The following is a 22,134-nucleotide window of genomic DNA, read 5'->3' as shown; positions in this document are numbered from 1 at the left end:
ATCGTCGCTATCGTGTCCCGGCAAGTCTACCTACGGAGCGCCGCGGAAGCCAGCACTGCCGATGAGGATGAGGAGCCTGCGGCTAAGAGGTTGATCCGCTGCGAGACGGTGCACAGCCGCCTTCACAACCGGCACATTTTCGCGGACTCGGCGGATGCCGACGAGCCACCACGGGCTCGTTGTCGAGAGTCTTGAAGCCGGTGCCTCAGCATTCCCCCACTGTCCTTCAATGCCCAGGAAAGCCGCGGCGGCCGGTGGATGGGCAGGGTCACTGAGGCGTGTTGCCCCGCTTCGTGAGCGCCGCCAGCACTCGTTCGTTCAAGCCTAACCGGTAGAGTGTTGCACCTACCTGGGTCAACAGGGCCCGTTCTTTCCCCGCAATCGCAGGATCGGCCAACAGCACCGCCAAGCCCGCAATCGCGTCGTCAACCTCCAATTCTGTCGTGTCATCCAGCGCAAGGCGCTCGAAGTCACGTATCACGTCATCCGGGTCCATCGTGGCTCCTTGTGGCTTCCTGCGCCAGTCTAGCCGACGAGGCGGCCGTCTGTGACGGTGCGCAGCGATTCGCTGAATCCGGGCGCACAGGGCGGACTTGGCGTCGACTTTGGAAGACTGGAAGCGGTGGGGTGCTTCGATCCGCCGCCTCGCTACCGCCAGCTGTAGTCAGCTATCGCAGTGCAGAACGCGGAGTTTTTCCGGGTCGGATAGCCGCCGGGATCGCCGCTTGTCGCTGCCCGCGCATTCCGGAGCACCTCCCTTGCGCTATCATCCGGCCCATCTGGTCCACAGCAAACGACAGGAGCGGCCCATCATGCGACACATCGGTCAGACAGTCTCGTTCACCCGTCCAGACGGCCAGTCGGTCAACGGCTACCTTGCCAAGCCGGATCTCACCGACGGCGCCCCGGCCATCATCGTTGTCCAGGAGTGGTGGGGGTTGAACAACCAGATTCGCGGCGTGGCCGACCGCCTTGGGCGTGCCGGCTACTACGCGCTGGTGCCTGACCTCTACCGCGGCGCTATAACGGTCAAGCAGGAGGAGGCCCACCACCTGATGTCCAATCTGAACTTCGGCGACGCCGTGGCGCAGGACATCCGCGGCGCCGTGCAGTACCTCGGCACCCTGAGCAGCCGCATCGGTATCACCGGCTTCTGCATGGGTGGTGCCCTGACGTTGCTGTCGCTGAACGCCATTCCCGAACTGAAGGCAGGTGTGCCGTTCTACGGCATGCCGCCGCTGGAAGCTATCGACCCCGCCAATATCAAGGCGCCGGTACTCGTCCACTCGGCCACGCAGGACGCGTTCTTTGCGGCCGAGGACTTCGACAAGCTCGAGGAGAAGCTGCGCGCCGGCGGCGTCGACGCGACCTTTCACCGTTACCTCGCGCACCATGCCTTTGCCAACGAGGAAGCCATCGGCGACGGCCGCATCGCCGGTACTCAGTACGACGCCGCTTGGGCGCAGGTCGCCTGGGACCGCACGCTGACGTTCTTCGCGCGCCACCTCTGGCGCTGATCATCGCCAGCCGGGAAGCATCCCGTCTGCGCCCACGCTGTCCTGAAGCTGGGATGATGGCAGCGACGGCAACGATGACATGAAAGATGAGCGGGCGGCGGCCATCCGCCGGATCCAGACCCAGATGGCCGCCTACGGGCTGACGCTGGAAGACCTGGATGCAGCGGCCACGTCCACCCCCACGAACACCGCCCGCATCACCGGCGCCGATGGTCTGCTACCGCAACGCGGAAGGGCTGACCTGGGGCGGGCAGGGCGAGATGCCATCGTGGCTCAAGCGTGCCGTCAATGCGGGGCAGAGCATCGAGTTTTTCCGCATCGGATAGCGATGTCTACAAGCCGGCGTAGACCATCTTTGTGAACTGGTCGCCGTTGAACACAAAATTTCCCCATTTCGCGTCGAACGTGGCCGTCGGCCTGGCCGCGATGACCTCGTCGAGTGACTTGCCTTGCTTTTTCAGGACCGCCACGTTGTTGCGTACCGTGACTAGCATGTCTCGAAATTCGACCAGCTGCGTGCGCGTGCCGATCGCACCGTGGCCGGGAATGACAATGGTGCGCGCGGTGGTACGCGCGACAGCCTTGTTGGCCCATTTAATTGCGCCGTCGATACTGCCGCCGTCCTCGTTGTCGATATACGGATAGAAGCCGTTCCAGAAGGTGTCGCCGAGCGCCAGTACGTCTGCGTCCTTGAAGTAGACCCATAGATCGCCATCGGTATGGCCATGGCCGAAATTTTCCACTTCGACTCGGGTGCCCCCGAAGTTGAAGATCTTCCCGTCCTTGACCAGCAGCGTTGGACGGGCCGCTTGGGGCACAGGATCGAATCTCCAGTTCCAGGCGTTCACATGCGTGGTTTCCGTCAGATGCCTGAAGGTATTCTCTTGCGCGACGATGGTGGCGCCCGCCGCGTGCATCCACGCATTGCCATCGGTGTGATCCCAGTGCCAATGCGTGTTCACGACAAACCTTGGCGGGGCCGGGCTGATCTTCATGAGCGCCGCCCGCAGTTTCTCCTGCGACTTGCCGATACCTGCGTCAACTAGGAACATTCCTTCCTTGGCCGACAGCACCGTGATATTGCCACCGGATCCCATCAGCACGGTGATGTTTCCGCGCAAGGGTTGAACAACGAGATCGGCATCGGCGCGACGCAGATAGCGGGCCCCTGCACCGGTATGGAAGTAATCGTCTGGTGTGGCTTCGGGGCTGGCGAGCGACTGACTGCCACGATTGGCTGCAATCGCTGCGCACGGGAGCAGCGGGCTCGCCACGATAAGAGTAGATAGAAGAAGTCGCTTTAACATGAAGTCGTGTGTCTCATACGGGGACGCGAGCTGGATTGCCTGCATCAGCGATAAGTATGGCAATGGGGGGCGAGCGTCAGCGTCGCGACAGGGGGACGATTCAAGCCAAACTGCAATGCCTTCGTGCCAGCCTAAGCATTGGCGTCAACGTATTGGGAGGACCGGGTCAGTTGCCGGTGCAGAGAAGGTGGCGCGGTATTGCTGAGGAGACACGCCGAAGCGCCGCTTGAAGATCTGCCGCATATTGTGGGCATCGCCGAATCCGCATTCGTAGGCGATGCGCTTGAGCGGTGCCTTGCCTTTCTCAAGCATGGCACGCGCCGCATCGACTCGAGCGCTTTCGATGAAGGCGGCGGGTGTCATCCTGGCTTCCCGCGCAAAGACCCGCGCGAAGTTGCGCAAGCTCATCCTCGCAACGCCGGCGAGGACGCGAACGCTGAGCTCTTCCGACAAGTGCCCAAGCACGTATTCCTGCACCAGCGCGACCGGCGAAGTCGGCTCCGCACAGGGAGTGAGGTAGGGACTGAACTGCGATTGCCCACCCGCGCGCTGCCTGAACACGACGAGGCGTCGGGCAACGTTGAGTGCTACATCGTCACCATGGTCCTGCGCAACCAGGTACAGCGAGAGGTCAATGCCCGCCGTCACGCCTGCCGACGTATAAAGGTTGCCGTCACGTACGAAGATCCGGTCAGCCTCCACCCGTGCGTTCGGGCATAGGTTCGCAAGCTGCCCGGCATCGCTCCAGTGCGTGGTGACGGTGCGCCCGTCGAGCAGTCTTGCACGCGCGAGAGCGAAGGCGCCGTTACAGATGGACCCGTAACGCCGCGATACTGCGCAGATGCGCCGCAACCAGTCATAGACACCGGCATTCCATATGACCTTGGGAAAGTCTGGCCCGCCCGCTGTCAGAACCAGGTCGTAACTGCTTACCACGGGATCGACGTCGCCATACGCACGATGCGCTTTGAGCAGCAAGCCATTGGAGCAGGCGATCAACCCATCAACGCCTATGCCGATGACTTCAATCTCGTAGCGAGCGTCCTCTGGGACGAAGCGGTTCGCCTCGGCAAACACGTCCATCGGACCGCCGACGTCCAGTGCCTGCACGCCGGGGAAAACGAGGAGGGCAACAGTTCGGGTCACGGGCGCAGATGCAAAAGGCGGCGGACGAGGGCTTTTTTGAATCTCGAACGATATCGGAAAGCCTCGGTTCGAGCCATGGCAGCTCCTCTGCCATAGCCGGAATTGAACGCATTTTGGCCCGAAATCTCCCCTGACATCGCGGCCACTAGAGACTGGCACGAAAGGCACGCTGATTGGCACTCCCAAGCTGTCTGTCTGCGCTGCCTGGAACGACGAACGCGGGAACAATCACTGCTCAAGGCCGAAGCGGTTTCGGCCTTCTCACAGGAGAGCATTGAATGAGCGCAGTTCCCGCATCCCCCGCCGAGCGCGTCGGCCCGGCCTTTACTGTCGATGGCATGCTGCTGGCGCGCAACAAGACCCGCCAGGCAATCGCCCGGATCGCGGAACGCGTTACTCCGGGCATGGTCGAGGAAGACGCCGTCGCGATGGCCAAGGGCGTCATGCTTGACGCAGGCCTTGTCCTTAGCTGGCATCCCACTCGTGTCCGTTTCGGCCGCAACACCATCAAGCCAATGAAGCTGGCTTCGGAGCCCGGTGTGATCCTGCAGGAGAACGACATCTTCTTCATTGACATCGCGCCTCGCGTGGATGCCTGGGAAGGCGACGGCGGGGCGTCATTCGTGGTGGGGCAGCATACGGAGTACGAACGTTGTGCACGCGATGCCGAGGTACTGTTCCACGAGGTACGCAGTGTCTGGAAGCGTGAACGTCTGACCGGACAGGAGCTGTACGCCGAAGCGGACCGTATGGCGAAGTCGATGGGCTGGGAACTCAACTTCGAACTGCCGGGTCACCGTGTGTCGGACTTTCCCCACGCCACGATCCACGCCGGCTCGCTGGCGGATTTCGAAGACAGCCCGGCGGCAATGCGCTGGATTCTCGAGATCCACCTGCGCGATCCGAGGAAACGATTCGGCGCGTTCTTCGAGGACATGCTGCTGGAAGACGCGGACTACCGATAACTCGGCTCTGCGCTGGTCACAACGCGAAGTGCGGTGGCAGGATCCATCACAAAATGCTGTGCCGTATCCCCTCTGGGATATCGTCCAAACCACCGCGACCCGAAACCACCGTACTTTGGCCGGATTCGTTCGCCCTCTGCACGAGAGACGCGTTCCATACCGCCTACACTGCCGTGTGAGGGCCCGTACCTGCATACAGGGATGCGACGGGCCAATCAGCGTGTCGCTGGACCGTCTTGAGAAGGACGTTATAGCGCACTTTCTTTAGGTTCCTGGACTGGCACCATTAAATGTTCGCGCTACTTTCCGTGACGTACTTTCTGCTGGCGCTACTGTTCGGCGGGTACACAACATACTTCCTTGTCACACTGATTCCGGAACGCGTGCTTGAGCAAGCAAGCCGGAGCGGAAGATTTGCCGATCTGTATGACGGACCCGCAGGGCAAGCCAGCCCGGCCCCGGGTGACAGCAAGACGGCCAGTGCGGCCTTGTAGAGGTGCCGTGGTTTGAGATCACCTGAAGTGCAGGCCCGTACATGAAAACCGCAGCCATATTGGTATTCCCGGGGGTTCAGGGGCTGGATGTCTCAGGGCCGCTCGATGTCTTTGCGGAAGCGAATCGCTTTCTTTCTGCAGACGATCAGTACAGCTTTGAAATCCTGGGCACGGAGAGCGGCCGCGTACGTTGCTCGAATGGCCTGGAAATCCATGCCAATCGCTTGTTTTCGGACTCGGATGGCGCCTACGACTTGTTGCTCATAGCAGGAGGTCCTACGTTGCCTGAACAGCGCTTTGCGCCGTCCTTGTATGCCTGGTTGCGGACGGCCTCCGCAAATTCAGCATGTGTTTGCACCATCTGTAATGGCACCTTTCTTTTGGCCAGAGCTGGCGTGCTTGATGGCAAGCATGTCACGACGCACTGGAACGACGCGGCCAGTCTCGCAGGGGAATGTCCGTCCGCCGTGGTAAATGCGGACAGACTATATATCCAGGACGGTAATCTGGTCACGTCTGCCGGAGTCACCGCCGGCATTGACATGAGCCTCTATCTGCTCGCGCGAGACCATGGCCGGGAAGTCGCCGTCAACGTGGCCAAGCAGTTGTTGCTCTTTACCCATCGCGCGGGCGGACAGTCCCAGTTCAGTTCCTACCTCAATATCTCGGTAGAGCCGAATTCACTGGTCTCGCAGGTACAGCAGTATGTATTTGCCAATCTGGCTGCTGATCTTTCCCTCAACGTTCTGGCGGACGTCGTGAGAATGAGCGTCCGCCACTTCACGCGAATCTTCATGCGCGAGTCCAACCTCAGCGTCATGGATTTCGTCGAGGCCGTGCGGATAGATGCGGCAAGAGGCCTGCTTGAAACCTCATCGAAGCCCATCAAGACCATCGCGTACCAGTGCGGATTCTGCAGCGCGCACCGTATGCGTTCGGTATTTCGGCGGCGCCTGGGGATTTCACCCCAGGACTATCGCGCACATTTTCTTGATCCGTCTTCAGCGACCCGGACGCGCAGTCAGCGCAAGGTGCGGCCTGATGAGCGCCTGCACGAGACGACCATAACCGCGTGACTCGAGATTGTCAGCAGTGCAATTCCTGGCGATTAAGGACTCTCCAGGATGGGGAACCATTTCGCATTCAATCAGGCGATATCAGAAAGGAGACAACGGTGGACGAAAAACGAACTGGGTGTTCTATCGATTTGCTAAAGGTCGCGGACGATGCAAAGTTCAGCGCTTTCCATGCACTGGTACTGGCGTGGTGCGGGCTGATCATTATCTTCGATGGTTATGACCTCGCTGTTGCGGGGATAGCGCTGCCATCCATCATGCGCGATCTGCATATCAACGCCACCGGCGCCGGCATGATGGTCAGTTCAGCACTGTTTGGGGCGATGTGCGGCGCGGTGTTGCTCGGTACCCTTGCTGACCGTATCGGGCGACGTCGTGCAATCGCGCTGTGCGTCTCGCTCTTCAGTCTGTTTACAGCGATAGCCGGCATGGCCACAACTCCGGTGGCCTTTGGCATTGCGCGATTTATTGCCGGACTCGGCATCGGTGGCGTGATGCCCGCGGTAGTGGCACAGATGACGGAATACTCGCCGCGCAAGTTGAAGACCACGCTGGTTACGGTGATGTTCAGTGGCTACTCTGTCGGAGGCATGATCGCCGCCCTGCTCGGCAAGGGTCTCATCGAGAGCTACGGATGGCAGGCGGTCTTCTACGCAGCGGCAGCGCCTGTACTGGTCGTTCCCTGGGTCTTGAAGTATGTTCCGGAGTCGATCGCTTACCTGGTCAAGCACGATCACCGGCAGGAGTTGAGCCGCATCTGTACAAAGCTCGATAGTACCTACGTGTTCCGCCACGATGATCAATTCGTTATTGGCGCGAACCGCGATGGCGAGGCTTCGCTGCGCACCCTGTTCAGCGATGGAAGGGCCCTCAGTACATGCATGTTCTGGATTGTGTTCTTCATGTGCTTGTTCATGGTCTACGCCTTGAGTTCCTGGCTGGCGAAGCTCATGGCCAACGCGGGCTATAGCCTGGGATCGGCGTTGACGTTCGTTCTCATCCTGAATATTGGTGGCATGCTTGGCGCAATTGGTGGTGGCATGCTTGCGGACCGCATGAAGATTCGCAGTGTGCTCATCTTCATGTTCGCATTGGCCGGTGTTTCCATCACGCTGCTGGGATTCAGGTCATCAACGCCGGTGCTGTATTTCCTCCTGTGCGTAGCGGGTGCATCGACAATTGGCACGCAGATTGTCGTCTACGCTTATGCGGGACAGTACTATCCGTTGTCGGTTCGTTCGACTGGCATCGGTGTCGGTTCCGGCGTGGGACGGACGGGCGCCATCTCGGCGCCCGTCGTCCTGGGCGCCGTGGTCGGGATGCAACTCCCGCTCCATCAAAACTTCCTGCTTATGGCGATTCCAGCTGCTATCGCAATGGTTGCAGTCGCATTAATTGACCGACGGCAGAACTCGATGACGGTCACTGCCACGCGCCCGCAGGAAGGTAGTGTTCAGCCTTGCAACGCGCGTTGACCTGACACGCTTCCAAACTTGGCTCGAACACCATGCCGCGCCGCCAGCTGGCTGCTTGCCAATGCCAACAACGGCTGCCTGTCACCAGAGGAAACCGGAAGGAAAGGATGTCAGCGAATCAAACTGAAAGCAGCAAACGCGCGATCGACGTTGCCAGGGATCTCTGGCGCTGGTCCGGCGCAGAAATAGGCAACGCGGTTCGCCGTGGCGACATTTCGGCTGTAGAGGTCGTGGAGAGCGTTTACGCGCGTGCTGACGCGGTGAATCCCGTGATCAACAGCATCGTCCATATGGACAGGGAACGTGCGCTGGCCGAAGCCGGAGCGCTGGACCGCCGGCGCAGTGCGGGCGAGCCGTTGGGGCCGCTTGCCGGAGTGCCTGTCTCGATCAAGCTGAACGTCGATGTCGCCGGCGAGGCGACGAGCAATGGCAATCCGCTATGGCTCGATCGGATTGCCTGCGAAGACAGTGGCGTTGTATCCAATCTGCGCCGCGCGGGGGCGGTAATCATAGGGCGCACGAACACGCCACCACACTCTTTCCGCTGGTTCACCGAGAATCCGGTTTATGGACGCACGCGCAATCCCTGGTCGGCCGCGGTGACATCAGGTGGCTCGAGCGGTGGCGCCGGCGCAGCCGTCGCGAGTGGTATGGGTCCGATCGCTCACGGCACTGATATAGCGGGGTCAATCCGATATCCGGCATATGTCAATGGTGTTGTGGGCTTGCGGGCAACGACTGGTCGCATTCCCTCATTCCAGGCCACGGCGCCACGACGCTACTTCGGACTTCAGGCGATGTCTGCGCAGGGTCCGCTCACGCGTACTATTTCGGACGCAAGGCTGGCTCTGGAAGCGATGGCGCGTGATGGGGGCATTGATCCGACCTGGGTCGATGCGCGCCTCAGATACGACGATGACGAACTGCCAATCCATGTGGCTCTCGTAGACGAGATAGATGGCATCCATGTCGATCGAGAAATCCAACAAGCACTACTCTCGGCCGCCGCCGTGCTGGCCAGCGCGGGTTACACGGTTGAGCGGGTTCCTTTGCCAGACCTTAAGCAAGGGATGGAGCTATGGGAAAGCATCGTCATGTCGGAATGCAGGCTCGGCATGCTTGACGCCGTGGACGCAATTGGCGACGCGGTCATCAGTACGCCGGTGCATAACATGGCAGCCTGTGCGCCAGACTTGAACCTGTCCGGCTATGCCGAAGCGATTGCCTCTCGCGATGAAATGCGACGCAAGTGGAATATCCTGTTCCGGCGCTACCCGCTGGTCCTGATGCCTACGTCGTGCCGCTTGCCTTTGCGCTGGGACGCCGACCAAGGGTCGGTCGATGAAATGCGTGCTTTGCTCAACGTGCAGAGTCCGCTGATGGCAGTGGCAGTGTGCGGATTGCCAGGTCTGCACGTTCCGACGGGACTGGCTGGGGGGTTGCCCGTTGGGGTACAGCTCGTTGCGCCGGCATTCCGTGAAATGCGACTGTTGCATGCGGGCGCTATCATCGAGGCAGCGCACGGAACACTGATCCAGCAGCTCTGGGACCAGCGCCCGGGTTTTCCTGGCTAGGTTGGCGGATCCGACCGGAATTGCCTGCGGTAGGCCGACGGCGAGATGAGCAGGGCGGCGCGGAAATGTTGACGCAGCGACAAGCCTGTTCCAAAGCCCGTTTCCTGGGCGATGAATTCAATCGAGGCGTCGCCGCTTTCAAGCAAATGCTGCGCACGTGCCAGCCGCTGGTGCAATATCCACTGCTTGAACGACGTGCCGGTGGTCTGACGAAAATGGCGGGTAAAGTTGCGTCGGCTCATCGCGGCGCGATCCGCGAGCGATTCGATGGTATGGGCTTGCTCCAGATGGTGCGTCACCCAGTCGAGAACCTGGGAGAGCCGGTCGTCGCTGTGGGTGACCGGTAATGGCCGCTCGATAAACTGCGCCTGCCCTCCCTGCCGATGTGGGGCGATCAATAGCCGTTTGGCGCGACGATTGGCAACCTCTGCGCCAGAAATCTGGCGCAACAGATGCAAGCAGCAATCTATGCCTGCAGCGACGCCCGCGGAGGTGAGGACATCGCCCTCGTCGACATACAGCACATCCGGATCCACTCTGACCTTCGGATATCGTTCCGACAGTGTGCCGGCACATTCCCAGTGAGTTGTCGCGGTTTTGCTATCCAGCAGGCCGGCCTGGGCCAGCGGAAATGCCCCCAGGCATAAGCCCACCACCCTCGCACCGCGACGATGCGCACGACGCAGCGCCTCGAGCAAGTCCGACGGGGCCTGACGGCAGTCGTCATGCCAGGACGGCATGATCACGAGATCGGCGGAGTCCACGGCGGCAAGGTCGCACGCAGTGTCGATGGCAAAGCCGGCGGTAGTGCGTAGCGGCACCGCGTCCGCTGCGCAAACCATCACCTCGAAAGCCGATACCCCGGGGTCACTGAGATTGCCGCCAAATATCAGGCATGGCACCGACAAGTGAAAAGGCGTTATGCCGTCGAAGGCAATCACAGCAACTCTCAGGCGTCGAGGTGTAGAGGCTGTTTTCCGCATGGCCCGATTATATCGAAGCTGGGCCTCCGGAATACTGTTCGCTCACGGGCGATGCGCACAGAATTCGGGCCATGGGAAGCGGCGCCGTTGCCGGAACCTTCCCGGTAATGCAAAGGATACCCATGAATTGTTCGACGCACTTGCAGATCGCCGTTGCCGCGGCGTCCGCCATCCTGCTAGGTGGCTGCGCAGACATCGTTGCCACTGATTCCGTCGCCAACATGACGCCGCCCGCAGACGCGTCGGTGGTCCGATTCAGTCAGATTCGCAACGCCACGATCAAGGTCGAGTATGCCGGGGCCACCTTCCTCATCGACCCGATGCTCGCCAGGAAAGGCGCATACCCGGGATTCGAGGGTACCTACAACAGCCAGCTCAGAAATCCGTTGGTTGACCTACCGATACCGCTGGAGGAAGTCATCAAGGCTGACGCGGTCATCGTCACCCACGCACAGCACTACGATCACTGGGATGAAGCCGCCAGGCGCAGCCTCCCCAAGGACATTCCGATCTTTACGCAGAGCGACGAAGATGCTGAAAGCCTCCGCAAGGACGGCTTTGAGAACGTGCGCGTGCTTACCACCAACGTCGACTTTCATGGGACACGCTTGAGCAAGACTGGTGGTCAGCACGGCAGTGACGCGATGGTCGAAGGTCGGGGAAAGCGCCTGGGAAAATCTTCGGGCATCGTATTCGAGCGGCCAGGATACAAGACGGTGTACGTGGCGGGCGACACGGTTTGGAACCGATATGTGGAGGAGGCACTCTCGCAATACCGGCCAGACGTCGCGATCCTGAACGCGTGCTTTGGACGCCTGGTCGGTTATGACGGCGCTTTCATCATGGGCAAGGAAGATCTCTATCGCGTCTACCAGGCGGCGCCCGGAACCACAGTGATTGCCAGCCATATGGAGGCGCTTGCCCATTGCACTCAGTCCCGCCAGGAACTGCGCGACTACATCGCCGAGAAGGGAATGAATTCGCGGCGCGTGCTGGTGCCGGAGGACGGCCAGTCGTACAGCTTCTAGCTCGCGGCCGATTCAAGCTTACCGAACCACGTAAAAGGTCAATCAAATGGATCGTCGACTGCTCATGCTTGCCTTAGGCATGTTCGCCATGGGGACGGACAACTTCGTTGTCGCAGGCATTCTTCCTGGCGTCGCTGAATCACTGCACACCACCGTCAGCCTGGCCGGCCAGATGGTCACCGTCTATGCCCTCTCCTATGCGATCCTGGCTCCGGTGATGGCCGCTGTCGCAGGGCGGTGGCCCAGGAAGCTGTTGCTGGTCTCCGCGCTCGGCATCTTTGTTGTCGGCAACGTCATCACGGCGCTCGCAACGGATCTGAATACGGTTCTGTTCAGCCGCGCACTGGCCGGCCTTGGCGCGGCGATGTTTTCTCCCACCGCATTGGGAGTTGCCACCCTGCTTGCGGATCCTGACAGAAGAGGGCGCGCGCTTGCCACCGTAACCGCCGGTCTTGCCGGCGCAACGGCGCTCGGCGCCCCGATCGGCACGTTCATCGGTGGATTCGGTAGCTGGAGAAGCACGCTCTGGTTCGTCGCGCTCCTTGGGCTGATCGCGATGGTCGGGGTAGGGGCCATGCTGCGTTCGGTTCCACAACCTGCACGCATCACGCTGCGCGAGCGGCTGGCGCCCATGCGCGATATTCGCGTTGCGCTCACTCTGCTCACATCGCTGTTCGCCTTTGGCGGGTTCCTGATGGTTTATACCTATGCCGGACTGGTGCTGGCGCCGGTCACCGGCGGCGACGAACGCGTGCTCGCTGGCGTGCTTCTCGTCTGGGGCTGCGCCGCGACAGTCGGGAACATGTTTGCCGGCCGTCTCGTCGATCGTTTCGAAGGCCGCAAGATCATCAACGCGGGGCTTTGCGTGGGCATCCTGAATTTCTGTGCGCTGCCGTGGACTTCCGCACATATGGCCACCTCCGTGGCCGCCCTGATTGTCTGGGGGCTGGTCGGATGGGGATTGATCGTGCCGCAACAACACCGGCTGGTGAAGATCGCGCCGCAGGTGGCTCCGTTGCTGCTCGCCCTGAACAATACGGCCACCTACGGCGGACTTGCCTGCTCGGGCGTTCTCGGCGGCATTGTGCTTCTTTTCGTCGACAGGCAGTACCTCAGTCTCGTCGGAGCGGGCCTGGTTGCAGTCGCTTTGGCTTGTGCCGAGGCCGCGCATCTGTGCACTGAGCGAACGCTCAGGCGGGACTACACAACGGCCGACCCGCAGGCGGAAGCGCTGTAAATCGCCTGTCGAAGCGGACCAAGCCCATTTGAAATGAACGCTCGATGGCCAAACGCGCTCGAGTCGATGCTGGCTGACTCCTCACTTGATCGGATGCAAGCCACGCCCCCGCACCAGCAGGCCTCAGACCGCATCAAGTGGGCGATCTCGACGGGGAGAAGTGCTGTTCGTGAACGCTTTCACCAGCCGTTTCAGCAACTCTCACACGCCGGCACGGGTACGCTTTGGCCAGGACGCGATTCCCGGTGCGGGCGACCCGCTGCGTTATCTGATCAGCCCGATATGGCGGCTCGTCATCCTGGTGTCGAGCTGCCTGCCGAATCGAGGCAGCGCATGACAAATCGTGAAACTAACGCCAGCGTCAGTCGCCGGGCTGCTTCAGGCAATATTGCTCGAGGGCGGCGTTGTTCCCTCGCGTATTTTGAGGACGACAAGAACCGAACGATCAGAATGCCGCTTTGCCCACCGACGCGCCACCGTCGACGAACAAGGTGTGTCCAGTGATGAAGCCCGCATCCTCGGACAAAAGAAACGCCACGGCCGCAGCTAATTCCTCAGGCTTGCCGAATCGCTTCATCGGCACCAGCGACAAAAAGCGCTGCTCCGCTTCGCTGCCGACGGGCGTGTTTTGCCGGAACAGTGCGGTCTCGGTAGGCCCGGGCGCAACAGCATTGACGGTAATGCCGGTCTGCGCAAGCTCCAGCGCCCAAGTGCGCGTAAAGCTCATCATCGCGGCTTTTGCCGCAGCATAGGCTGTGCGGTTGGCGACGCCAAGCACGACGAGACTCGAGAGATTGACGATTCGTCCCCACCCTCGGTCCCGCATGCCGGGTAGCAAGGCTTGCACGGTCTGTACGGCCGAGGTGAGATTGTGGCGGAAGGACGCTTCGAGATCGTCAAGATCAACCGCTTCGACGCCGGCCAGACGGACGAACCCCGCATTGTTGATGATGCCATCAAAGGTATAACGGTCGACCAGCCCCTCGAGCGTTCGTGTCGTCGCATCGCGATCGGTCAGATCGACGGAAACCAGTGTGCCGGGGAAACTCGGGTCGTGCCCGCGCGCAAGACCGATGACCTGATGTCCGTCCGCGGCGAGCCGGTGTGACAACGCGCGCCCGATGCCCTTGCTGGCGCCCGTGACCAAAAATGTACGTCTGAGCATTGCGAAAATCCGATAGATGTAGGAGTGAGCCGTTGGGGTCCGCTAAGGAAGTCAACCCCAGCTGGAAGTCAAGATGATGCTGCACACGTTCACGCGCTCGAAGCCCGGATCCTTGTGCGCCAGAAAATCGTCGTTGAACGTGCCGAATGTGGTGCCTGGGCGATGCTTCATGCCATCGTAGAAGGCATCGATCATCTTGCCGGCGAAATCGGCGCCGCGCGGATAGGCCGCGACCACCGCCGCGCGCTGTTCCTCGGTAAACGCATCGAAGCCCCGTCCCGCCACGTCCATTCCAGCTCCGGCTTGCACCAGCGCGATTTCACCGTGCATGTGCTCGGGAATGCCCGGCGTCGTATGGAGCGCCACAGCGGTCCACACCTTTGCGACGTCCGCCTCGTCGATATGATGGCTGCGCAGAAAATCGCGCGCGGCGTTGGCGCCGTCCACTTCGAAACGAAGTTGGCTTTCGCGATAGGCCGACGTCAAACCGATATCGTGGAACATGGCCGCAACGTAGAGCAGCTCCGGGTCGAACGCGACACTCTTTTGTTTTCCCAACAGCGCGCCCCAAAGGTAGACCCGTGTCGAGTGGTTAAACAGCAATTCGCTTTCGGTGTCGCGAATGAGCTGGGCTACCTTACGTGCCAGCTGGCTGTCTGGAATTACGACGTCGAACATTTGGTTCGTCGGTGCGGTTTTATCTTGCTTCATCGGGATACTCGAGCTGTAGAGAGCGTGCGTTTCCTGCGGCACGCTTGACTTCCCGACCGCCCCACGTGGGCGGCTAATTCCGCGCCCGGACTACTGGCGGTGGGTTACATCCAATAGATTACGCCGCCCATCAATCGTGAAACAGGACCAAGATCGAGAAATACCAATGTACTATCGCGTCCATGGCAACGATTTCTATTGGCCTCGATCGCGCCGGACGCATCTCGCTATCGGCGCAAATTTACGGCTCGATCCGAGATGCGATCGAGTCGGGCCACCTTGCCGCCGGCGCGCGGCTGCCCTCCTGGTCGGATTTGGCCGCCCAGCTCGGCGTGTCCCGGGGCACCGTTCGTGCCGCCTATGAACGTCTGATCGACGAGCAGTTCGCGATCGGCCAGGGCGCGGCCGGCACCCGGGTAGCCGCGCGGCCACTGCCAGCGACGACCGCATGGTCGCCGGAAGCGCCGCCCCTTCCGGAGCTGTTCTACGACTTCAGCACGGCGCCTTTGGCGTTTCAAATGGGTGTGCCCTCCCAGGACGCCTTTCCCTACAAGCTCTGGTCACGCATTCAGGCACGCGCGGCGCGCCGGGCGGCAGCGGCTCCTGTCGGATACCCCGATCCACGCGGCGAACCGGATTTGCGACAGGAGATCGCGGCGTATCTTGGCGTCTCACGCGGACTTCGATGCAGTCCCTCCCAGGTCTTCGTCACGGCAGGTTTCTCTGGCGCGCTCAATCTCGCGATTCGCGCCCTGCGCGTGGAAGGCAGACAAGCCTGGATGGAAGACCCCGGCTTTCCGCTCACGCGTACGGCGCTCGGGCTGGCCGGCATGACCGTGGCAGGGGTGCCGGTGGACGCGGACGGGCTCGATATCGAAGCAGGCATGCGGATCGCCCCCAAAGCCGCCCTCGCGGTGGTGACACCGGGCCAGCAAGCGCCGCTCGGGATGACGATGTCGCTCGCTCGACGGATTTCACTGCTCGGCTGGGCCAAACAACACGACGCCTGGATCGTCGAAGACGATTATCTCGGCGAGTTGCAGTTGAAAGGACGGGCCGCACCGGCGCTGGCCTCGCTCGATCAGGACGGACGAGTGCTGCACATCGGGACTTTCAGCAAGACGATCAGCCCGGCACTGCGCCTGGGATTTCTCGTTGTCCCGCCGGACATGGCACGCCGCTTCGGCGACGTCGCGGCGTGCCTTGCGCCCGCCCCGGCTGCATCCGTGCAGCACGCCGTGACCGAGTTCATGCACGACGGACACTTTCTTCGCCATCTGCGGCGTATGAAGCGTCTTTACACTGCCCGACAGGAAGCCCTCGTTCGTTGTCTGAAGGAACTGGCCTCGGAATCAATCAAAGTGCAGGCCGCCGCCGGCATGACCGTCGTCGCCGCGCTTCCCGAATCCGAAATGGATATTGATATCGCTTTGCGGGCACGAGCTCTCGGGCTGGCCCCAGTTCCTCTCTCACCCTGGTACACGAGCCATCCGGCGCAGCACGGGCTACTGCTTGGCGTAACGAATTTGAATGAAAGAACGCTGCCGGCCGACTGTTCCCGCCTGCTCGAACTCGTTCACGGGCGCCACTGACGGACCTCCGACACTACTCTGCCATCGCTTCTTGGTACATCGAAAATGTTCATTCCTGGTGCTTTTGCGTGCTACCCAAGTCGCACCACAATACACGAGCACAAAGGAGCCAGACATCCATGAACATTCAATCCATCGTAAGAGCCGCTAGCACGGTCATGGCCTTCGCCATCACCGTGCCGGCCGCAGCACATGGCGCGGCCGAAACCGTCACACCGAACTTTCAGCACGCCATTTCCAACATTCCGGGAAAGTCGTTGACCGCCGTCGTCGTCGATTACGCACCCGGTGCAGCGTCACCCGCGCACAGGCATGCGGGCTCGGCTTTCATCTATGCCTACGTCGTATCGGGCGACATCGAGTCACAGGTGGATGACGGTCCGAAGCACGTCTACCATGTCGGCGAGAGCTTCTTCGAGGAGCCGGGCGCCGTTCACCGGATAAGCCGCAACGCGAGCGAAACAAGGCCTGCAAAGTTGCTCGCCGTGTTCGTTGCGGACAGCAACGACAAAGCCCTGACCACCCCCATCAAGTAAACCGCAGCCTCAAGGAGTCACCTCATGAGCAAGCGCCTCGACTACACCCAGATTGCGCCTGCGGGCGTCAAAGCCCTTGGCGCCGTCTACGGCTACGTCATGCAGAGCGACCTGTCGCCGGTCCTCGTCGACCTAGTCTACCTGCGCATCTCGCAGATCAACAACTGCGCCTATTGCCTCGACATGCATACACGCGACCTGCTGAAAAAAGGCGTGAAGGTCGAAAAGCTTGCGCTCGTGCAGGCATGGAGGGAAGCGGGCCAGCTGTTCGACGACCGCGAGCGTGCAGCACTCGCGTGGGCCGAATCGGTCACGCTGGTGGCGCAGACCGGCGTGCCGGACGCGGCCTACGAGGCCGCCCGCGCCGTGTTCGATGAACGCGAACTGGTTGACCTGACCATCGCCATCAGCCTGATGAATACGTATAACCGTATGGCGATCAGCTTCCGCAACACGCCTCAGGCCGTGACAGAACAGTAAAACGCCTCGCGGGTTTATGCAGCGAGAAGCGTCCCGACTTCGGCATTAGCCGCGCGCAATTTTCCAATGGGATTCCCCAATCGCTATGGATAGGCACGGCGCGCGTGCATATCTTGGAGTTTTCCAGTCAGGGCGCCAAAAAGACGCGAGTAGAGTGATGCAAAGGCAGTTTTGACTCCGAGTCGCGAACGATATCCGCGGCGCCGATCAGCGTGCCTAGAATCGATGCCGCATCCCGGCGCCAAAGGTCTCGGCATGTGATTGACCGGTCACGCGGTCATAGAAGTACGCAGCATACAGATCGGTCCGCTTGGACAGGTTGTAGTCATAGGCAATGGCCGCTGTATGCCGGCCAATCGCGGCGGTATCATTGCGCGTATTGGCATAGGCATATGAAGCCAGGACGTTGCCGTCGCCCAACGGGACTGACGCGCCAAGCTGCCCATTGGCATGGCGGATATCGCCTTGCGCGCCATTGACGACCGTGCGAATGTACTGGGCTTGCCCAAATACCTTGGCGACGCCAAAGTCGTAGCTTAGCCCGAGTTGGGCGGCCGTCTGCTTGTCGAAGCCGGCCAATGCCGCGGGTGGAGCGGAGACATCTCCAGGGAGGATATTGAATTTGACCTGCTGGAATGCCGCCGTTGCCGCAAACGCCCCGCTGAAGTAGGTCACATTGCCGCCCCACTTGTTCTGTCCCGTGCTTCCAGACTGCTCGCCAAACGCATAGATTAGATTCACCGTCAGGCCGCCAAAGTTTGGCGACGAGTACACGACGGAGTTCGACCAACCCGAATCACCAATGATGCCGGGATCGAATACACGTCCGTCAGTGGTCGTCTTGTACGTTTGGAAGATCGAAGGGCCGAAATTGTAGGAGTCGACCAGCGGATTGAACAGGATGGTCGAAAGAAAGTACGGCGTTGTGTTTCGTCCCAGCCTGAACGTACCGTAGCCGGAGGATTGTAGTCCTACATAGGCACTGCGCGTCAGTAATCCATCGGTGTCGGATCGGCCGAAACGCCCCGTGTCGACGCGATAGAAGCCATTCAGGTCGAAGACCGCCTTCAGGCCGCTGCCAAGATCCTCGGATCCGCGCATGCCCCAATAGGAGGTCTGCATGCCGCCAGCCCCCAGGATTGCTGCACGGTCTCCGCCTGAGGCTCTCGTGGAGCCGACAAAGGCGTCAACCTGGCCATAGAGCGTGACGCTCGATTGCGCCAACGCAGGCTGAATCAGGCCTACCGCCAGCGCTGTGGCGGCAAGGGATCGGTTCAATTGATGCATAGTCTCCTCCTTCTTTTTCTAGGAACGCTGTTGAACTTGCTTAGAACGCGTGCGGTGATCAACCCGAAAACACGAAGCGTCGTGCAGCGAGTTGCGATCGATAGGCCGCCATGTCGACAATCGGGCGTCGTGCCACGCCGGCATCCATGGCTGCTTGGGCCACGGCAGGCGCGAGATGCGTAATGAGGCGGGGGTCGAATGGTTTCGGAATCAGGTACTCGGAGCCGAAATCAAACGATTGGCCGGGATAGGCGCCGGCAACCTCCTGGCCGGGCGCCTCCTCTGCCAACGCGGCCACGGCGTGCACGCATGCCATCTTCATCGATTCGGTGATCGTTGTTGCGCCGACATCGAGCGCACCACGGAAGATGAACGGGAAGCACAGTACGTTGTTCACCTGGTTGGGATAGTCCGAACGACCGGTCGCAATGACGCAATCGGAACGCACCTTGCGTGCTTCCTCCGGGCGAATCTCGGGTTCGGGATTGGCGAGTGCGAGAATCAACGGGCGCTCACGCATGCCACGCAGCATGCCGGGCTTGAGCACACCGGCACTTGAGCAACCCAGGAATACGTCGGCGTCCTCCAGCGCTTGGCCCAGCGTGCGCGCCAGGTAGGTCGCTCCATCCTGAGCGTAGCGGCGCTTGCTTGGATCGAGTGCTTCGCGCTCGGCCAGAATCACGCCGCGCGAATCCAGTACGGCGATATGCTCACGAGGCAGTCCAAGGTTAACCAGCAGGTCAAGGCACGCTACGGCCGCGGCACCGGCGCCGGAGCAAACCAGCTTCACGTTGTCGATGGCCTTTCCCACTACCTTGAGGCCATTCAGGATGGCTGCGGCAGCAATGATGGCGGTGCCATGCTGGTCATCGTGGAATACAGGAATGTGCATCCGTTCCCGCAGTGCTTGCTCGATGTAGAAGCACTCCGGTGCCTTGATGTCCTCCAGGTTGATACCACCGAACGTCGGCTCCATCATGGCGATGGTGTCGACGAGTTTGTCCGGATCCGTTTCAGACAGCTCCAGGTCGAACACATCGATGTCGGCGAATGCCTTGAACAGGCAAGCTTTCCCCTCCATCACCGGCTTGGCGGCAAGCGGACCGATATTGCCAAGCCCCAGCACTGCGGTGCCGTTGGTGATCACACCAACAAGATTGTTGCGCGCCGTATAGTGCCGCGCGTCCTGCGGATCGGCGTGGATGGCTTCGCACGCGATGGCGACACCGGGGGAGTAGGCCAGTGCGAGATCGGCCTGGTTGGCAAGTGGCTTAGTCGGCGTGATCGAAATCTTGCCGGGTGTCGAGGCGCGATGGTATTCGAGTGCGCGCTGCTTGAATGCTTCGTCCATGGATGGTTTCAGAAAATGCGGAAAAAAGGAGGCCACCGCCCGTCGTGAACGGGCGGGGCACCACGAATAACTCAGAGGATTGGCGCTACCCGGCGATGCCGCCGTTCGCGCTGGACCAGTGCGGCGGATCGCTCAGGAACGCGCGCAGCTCGGACAGTTCAACCTCTGGCACTTCGCCGGATTCGCTCAGGGCGTTCAGGATGTCTGACCAGGTGGCCAGGGCATGGACCCCCGGGTTCCACTGGGAAAGCGCGTCGGCTGTGGGGAAGGTTCCGTAGTCGAACAGGACCAGGATGTCCTGCACGGTCGCGCCCGCAGCGGACAGCGCCTCACAGAAGGCAGCCTTGGATCGTCCCGCTGCCATCATGTCGTCGACCAGCAGCACACGGTCACCGGGACGGATATCGCCCACGACCTGAGCCGCAGGACCCGTGCCGCGTGCTTCCTTGCGCACATATACCATCGGCAGGTTCAGCAACTCGGCAACCCAGGCGGCAAACGCGATGCCACTGGATTCCGCGCCTGCAATCACATCGATGCCGGTCAATCTATCCCTGTCACGTAGCAGCGCCAGACCTTGCTGGACCAATGCCCGACGCAGCGTCGGGTAGGAGATCAGACGGCGACAATCGATGTAGACAGGACTCGCCCACCCTGATGGGAGACGGAACGGTTCATCGCTACGAAAGCGAACGCAACCTGCATCTAGCAGCGCCTGGCTGATGGATGCCTGGAGAGTGAGATCGGTGCGGTTCTTGGACATGGCAATAGTCCCTTTATGGCTTGCAGTGAACGTCCGCACGGGGATGGGTGAGAGCCTCCGGACGCAGCGCTTCTTCCAGAGCCTCCGCCGTCATCAGGCCGCGGGCAAGTACCACTTCGCGAATCGTCCTGTTCTCCGCATAGGCCTGGGCAGCAACCGACGTCGCATTCTTGTAGCCGATCACAGGATTGAGTGCCGTCACCAGTGCGATGGACCGTTCGATGGTCTCGCGCAAGCGTTCCGGGTTGGCGGTGATGTCGCAGACGCATTTCTGCGCCAGCGTCAGGCAGCCATTGGTCAAGTGCCGGAAGCTGCGGAACAGGCTGGCGGCGATGACTGGCTCGAACGCATTGAGCTGCAACTGACCAGCTTCCGCGGCGAACGTGATGGTTGTGTCATTGCCAAACACTTCGAAGGCAATTTGGTTGACCACTTCCGGAATGACGGGATTGACCTTGCCCGGCATGATCGATGAGCCTGCCTGCATCGGGGGAAGGTTGATCTCGCCGAACCCGGCACGCGGGCCGCTGGACAAAAGACGCAGGTCGTTGCAGGTCTTGGAGAGCTTGACGGCGATCCGCTTGAGCACGCCAGAAATCTGGACGAACGCACCACAGTCCTGGGTGGCTTCCACCAGGTTGGGTGCCAGTGCGAGATCGAGACCTGTGATACGCCGCAGCGCGGCCAGTGCCTTCGCTGCATAGTCGGGGTGGGCCGTGATGCCCGTACCGATGGCTGTGGCACCGAGGTTGATTTCGCGAATAAGGGTTGAGGCCTCACGCAGCCGCTCCATGTCCTCTTCCAGCATTACGGCATAGGTGGAGAACTCTTGTCCGAGAGTCATCGGCACGGCATCCTGAAGCTGAGTGCGCCCCAATTTGTAGAGCCTCGAAAACTCGGCTGACTTCTTGTCGAAGGCGATGCGAAGGACATCCATCGCCTCCATGAGATGTTCGATGGCAAAGCACGTGGCGATGCGCAGCGCCGTCGGATACACGTCGTTCGTGCTTTGTGCCATGTTTACGTGCTCATTCGGGTGCAGGAAGGCGTAGTCTCCTTTGCCGAAACCCAAATGTTCGAGGGCACGATTGCAGATCACCTCGTTGGCGTTCATGTTCGTGGACGTACCTGCGCCGCCCTGAATCGTGTCAATGATGAACTGATCGTGGAGGCGGCCGTCGCGCACGTCGTGGCACGCGGCAATAATGGCGTCGCGCAATGCGAGTGGCAATAGGCCTAGTTCGGCGTTGGCCTCGGCGGCAGCCTGTTTGACGGACGCCAGCGCAATGATGAGATCCGGCCAAGAGGAAATGGGTGTGCCGGTAATCTGGAAGTTCTCCCAAGCACGCAGGGTGTGCACGCCATAGTAGGCGTCGGCAGGAACCTGGCGTTCGCCAAGCAGGTCGGCTTCGGTGCGATAGGTGGTAGTCACGGTGCAGTCCAATGA

19 protein-coding genes and 3 pseudogenes are annotated in these 22,134 nt (G+C 60.9%); 12 read left to right on the top strand and 10 right to left on the bottom strand.

Annotation, left to right across the window (positions count from 1 at the left end; all coding sequences use genetic code 11):
- Positions 1 to 268: 268 nt before the first annotated feature.
- A complete protein-coding gene (locus AC3FKH_RS21870; protein WP_483735022.1) occupies positions 269 to 496 on the bottom strand; it encodes a hypothetical protein in 228 nt (75 codons plus the stop codon).
- Positions 497 to 812: 316 nt separating this feature from the next.
- Between AC3FKH_RS21870 and AC3FKH_RS21865 the strand changes: the two genes are divergently transcribed.
- On the top strand, positions 813 to 1,517 hold the full coding sequence (locus AC3FKH_RS21865; protein WP_483735023.1) for a dienelactone hydrolase family protein: 705 nt from the start codon (positions 813 to 815) through the stop codon (positions 1,515 to 1,517).
- Between the two features lie 79 nt (positions 1,518 to 1,596).
- Positions 1,597 to 1,843 (top strand): annotated as a pseudogene (locus AC3FKH_RS21860) (H-NS histone family protein).
- Positions 1,844 to 1,849: 6 nt separating this feature from the next.
- On the opposite strand, the gene AC3FKH_RS21855 reads toward AC3FKH_RS21860, so the two are convergent.
- Together AC3FKH_RS21855 and AC3FKH_RS21850 are read right to left on the bottom strand one after the other, a co-directional pair.
- Complete coding sequence (locus AC3FKH_RS21855) at positions 1,850 to 2,824, bottom strand: MBL fold metallo-hydrolase (protein ID WP_488677905.1); 975 nt, start codon at positions 2,822 to 2,824, stop codon at positions 1,850 to 1,852.
- Positions 2,825 to 2,968: 144 nt separating this feature from the next.
- Positions 2,969 to 3,970, bottom strand: coding sequence for a GlxA family transcriptional regulator (locus AC3FKH_RS21850; protein WP_483735025.1), 1,002 nt, complete (start codon positions 3,968 to 3,970; stop codon positions 2,969 to 2,971).
- A gap of 278 nt (positions 3,971 to 4,248) precedes the next feature.
- On the opposite strand from AC3FKH_RS21850, the gene AC3FKH_RS21845 reads away from it, so the two are divergent.
- From AC3FKH_RS21845 to AC3FKH_RS21830, 4 genes are all read left to right on the top strand, one after another.
- Positions 4,249 to 4,935 (top strand): M24 family metallopeptidase, encoded by a 687-nt coding sequence (locus AC3FKH_RS21845; RefSeq protein ID WP_483735026.1) that lies wholly within the window; start codon positions 4,249 to 4,251, stop codon positions 4,933 to 4,935.
- A 535-nt stretch (positions 4,936 to 5,470) separates the two neighbouring features.
- Positions 5,471 to 6,505, top strand: coding sequence for a GlxA family transcriptional regulator (locus AC3FKH_RS21840; protein WP_483735027.1), 1,035 nt, complete (start codon positions 5,471 to 5,473; stop codon positions 6,503 to 6,505).
- 98 nt (positions 6,506 to 6,603) lie between these two features.
- Positions 6,604 to 7,980 carry an MFS transporter gene (locus AC3FKH_RS21835; protein ID WP_483735028.1) on the top strand — a complete coding sequence of 459 codons (1,377 nt, stop codon included), beginning with the start codon at positions 6,604 to 6,606 and terminating at the stop codon, positions 7,978 to 7,980.
- Between the two features lie 107 nt (positions 7,981 to 8,087).
- Positions 8,088 to 9,554: an amidase family protein gene (locus tag AC3FKH_RS21830; RefSeq protein WP_483735029.1), complete on the top strand. Its 1,467-nt coding sequence runs from the start codon at positions 8,088 to 8,090 to the stop codon at positions 9,552 to 9,554.
- Here the strand turns inward: AC3FKH_RS21830 and AC3FKH_RS21825 are convergent.
- Entirely contained in the window at positions 9,551 to 10,507 is a 957-nt protein-coding gene (locus AC3FKH_RS21825; protein WP_483735178.1) for a GlxA family transcriptional regulator, read from the bottom strand. The genes AC3FKH_RS21830 and AC3FKH_RS21825 overlap by 4 nt on opposite strands.
- A 152-nt stretch (positions 10,508 to 10,659) precedes the next feature.
- On the opposite strand from AC3FKH_RS21825, the gene AC3FKH_RS21820 reads away from it, so the two are divergent.
- The 3 genes and pseudogenes from AC3FKH_RS21820 to AC3FKH_RS21810 all read left to right on the top strand — a co-directional run.
- Positions 10,660 to 11,565, top strand: coding sequence for an MBL fold metallo-hydrolase (locus AC3FKH_RS21820; RefSeq protein ID WP_488677904.1), 906 nt, complete (start codon positions 10,660 to 10,662; stop codon positions 11,563 to 11,565).
- A gap of 46 nt (positions 11,566 to 11,611) precedes the next feature.
- Positions 11,612 to 12,802, top strand: a complete 1,191-nt coding sequence (locus tag AC3FKH_RS21815) for an MFS transporter (protein ID WP_483735031.1) — start codon at positions 11,612 to 11,614, stop codon at positions 12,800 to 12,802.
- A gap of 157 nt (positions 12,803 to 12,959) precedes the next feature.
- Positions 12,960 to 13,079, top strand: a pseudogene (locus AC3FKH_RS21810) (taurine dioxygenase); the annotation flags it as partial.
- A gap of 168 nt (positions 13,080 to 13,247) precedes the next feature.
- On the opposite strand, the gene AC3FKH_RS21805 reads toward AC3FKH_RS21810, so the two are convergent.
- Together AC3FKH_RS21805 and AC3FKH_RS21800 are read right to left on the bottom strand one after the other, a co-directional pair.
- Positions 13,248 to 13,967, bottom strand: a complete 720-nt coding sequence (locus AC3FKH_RS21805; protein WP_483735032.1) for an SDR family oxidoreductase — start codon at positions 13,965 to 13,967, stop codon at positions 13,248 to 13,250.
- A gap of 51 nt (positions 13,968 to 14,018) precedes the next feature.
- Positions 14,019 to 14,678: an HD domain-containing protein gene (locus AC3FKH_RS21800; protein WP_483735033.1), complete on the bottom strand. Its 660-nt coding sequence runs from the start codon at positions 14,676 to 14,678 to the stop codon at positions 14,019 to 14,021.
- 182 nt (positions 14,679 to 14,860) lie between these two features.
- Here AC3FKH_RS21800 and pdxR point away from each other — a divergent pair, with 182 nt between their 5' ends.
- The 3 genes from pdxR (at position 14,861) to AC3FKH_RS21785 (ending at position 17,286) form a co-directional block, all read left to right on the top strand.
- Complete coding sequence (gene pdxR, locus AC3FKH_RS21795; protein WP_483735034.1) at positions 14,861 to 16,270, top strand: MocR-like pyridoxine biosynthesis transcription factor PdxR; 1,410 nt, start codon at positions 14,861 to 14,863, stop codon at positions 16,268 to 16,270.
- Positions 16,271 to 16,389: 119 nt separating this feature from the next.
- Positions 16,390 to 16,806 carry a cupin domain-containing protein gene (locus AC3FKH_RS21790; RefSeq protein ID WP_483735035.1) on the top strand — a complete coding sequence of 139 codons (417 nt, stop codon included), beginning with the start codon at positions 16,390 to 16,392 and terminating at the stop codon, positions 16,804 to 16,806.
- Between the two features lie 24 nt (positions 16,807 to 16,830).
- Positions 16,831 to 17,286, top strand: a complete 456-nt coding sequence (locus AC3FKH_RS21785) for a carboxymuconolactone decarboxylase family protein (protein ID WP_483735036.1) — start codon at positions 16,831 to 16,833, stop codon at positions 17,284 to 17,286.
- Positions 17,287 to 17,502: 216 nt separating this feature from the next.
- Here the strand turns inward: AC3FKH_RS21785 and AC3FKH_RS21780 are convergent, their stop codons facing one another.
- From AC3FKH_RS21780 to AC3FKH_RS21765, 4 genes and pseudogenes are all read right to left on the bottom strand, one after another.
- Entirely contained in the window at positions 17,503 to 18,573 is a 1,071-nt protein-coding gene (locus AC3FKH_RS21780; RefSeq protein ID WP_483735037.1) for a porin, read from the bottom strand.
- An 82-nt stretch (positions 18,574 to 18,655) separates the two neighbouring features.
- Positions 18,656 to 19,924, bottom strand: a pseudogene (locus tag AC3FKH_RS21775) (malic enzyme-like NAD(P)-binding protein); the annotation flags it as partial.
- Positions 19,925 to 20,009: 85 nt separating this feature from the next.
- The gene (locus AC3FKH_RS21770) at positions 20,010 to 20,687 is read right to left on the bottom strand and encodes an orotate phosphoribosyltransferase (RefSeq protein ID WP_483735038.1); all 678 of its coding nucleotides are present in this window, start codon (positions 20,685 to 20,687) and stop codon (positions 20,010 to 20,012) included.
- A gap of 13 nt (positions 20,688 to 20,700) precedes the next feature.
- Entirely contained in the window at positions 20,701 to 22,119 is a 1,419-nt protein-coding gene (locus AC3FKH_RS21765) for an aspartate ammonia-lyase (RefSeq protein ID WP_483735039.1), read from the bottom strand.
- Positions 22,120 to 22,134: the final 15 nt, after the last annotated feature.

The organism is Cupriavidus sp. 21MJTG02-4 (assembly GCF_057798975.1).
Note: the sequence above shows the minus strand (reverse complement) of the source record. Positions and strands in the feature narration are given on the sequence as shown.

Excerpts from the sequence above, each read along its gene's own strand:
- AC3FKH_RS21870 (WP_483735022.1), bottom strand. The coding sequence starts at position 496 with ATGGACCCGGATGACGTGATACGTGACTTCGAGCGCCTTGCGCTGGAT.
- AC3FKH_RS21865 (WP_483735023.1), top strand. The coding sequence starts at position 813 with ATGCGACACATCGGTCAGACAGTCTCGTTCACCCGTCCAGACGGCCAG.
- AC3FKH_RS21855 (WP_488677905.1), bottom strand. The coding sequence starts at position 2,824 with ATGTTAAAGCGACTTCTTCTATCTACTCTTATCGTGGCGAGCCCGCTG.
- AC3FKH_RS21845 (WP_483735026.1), top strand. The coding sequence starts at position 4,249 with ATGAGCGCAGTTCCCGCATCCCCCGCCGAGCGCGTCGGCCCGGCCTTT.
- AC3FKH_RS21840 (WP_483735027.1), top strand. The coding sequence starts at position 5,471 with ATGAAAACCGCAGCCATATTGGTATTCCCGGGGGTTCAGGGGCTGGAT.
- AC3FKH_RS21830 (WP_483735029.1), top strand. The coding sequence starts at position 8,088 with ATGTCAGCGAATCAAACTGAAAGCAGCAAACGCGCGATCGACGTTGCC.
- AC3FKH_RS21820 (WP_488677904.1), top strand. The coding sequence starts at position 10,660 with ATGAATTGTTCGACGCACTTGCAGATCGCCGTTGCCGCGGCGTCCGCC.
- AC3FKH_RS21815 (WP_483735031.1), top strand. The coding sequence starts at position 11,612 with ATGGATCGTCGACTGCTCATGCTTGCCTTAGGCATGTTCGCCATGGGG.
- AC3FKH_RS21805 (WP_483735032.1), bottom strand. The coding sequence starts at position 13,967 with ATGCTCAGACGTACATTTTTGGTCACGGGCGCCAGCAAGGGCATCGGG.
- AC3FKH_RS21800 (WP_483735033.1), bottom strand. The coding sequence starts at position 14,678 with ATGAAGCAAGATAAAACCGCACCGACGAACCAAATGTTCGACGTCGTA.
- pdxR (WP_483735034.1), top strand. The coding sequence starts at position 14,861 with ATGGCAACGATTTCTATTGGCCTCGATCGCGCCGGACGCATCTCGCTA.
- AC3FKH_RS21790 (WP_483735035.1), top strand. The coding sequence starts at position 16,390 with ATGAACATTCAATCCATCGTAAGAGCCGCTAGCACGGTCATGGCCTTC.
- AC3FKH_RS21785 (WP_483735036.1), top strand. The coding sequence starts at position 16,831 with ATGAGCAAGCGCCTCGACTACACCCAGATTGCGCCTGCGGGCGTCAAA.
- AC3FKH_RS21780 (WP_483735037.1), bottom strand. The coding sequence starts at position 18,573 with ATGCATCAATTGAACCGATCCCTTGCCGCCACAGCGCTGGCGGTAGGC.
- AC3FKH_RS21770 (WP_483735038.1), bottom strand. The coding sequence starts at position 20,687 with ATGTCCAAGAACCGCACCGATCTCACTCTCCAGGCATCCATCAGCCAG.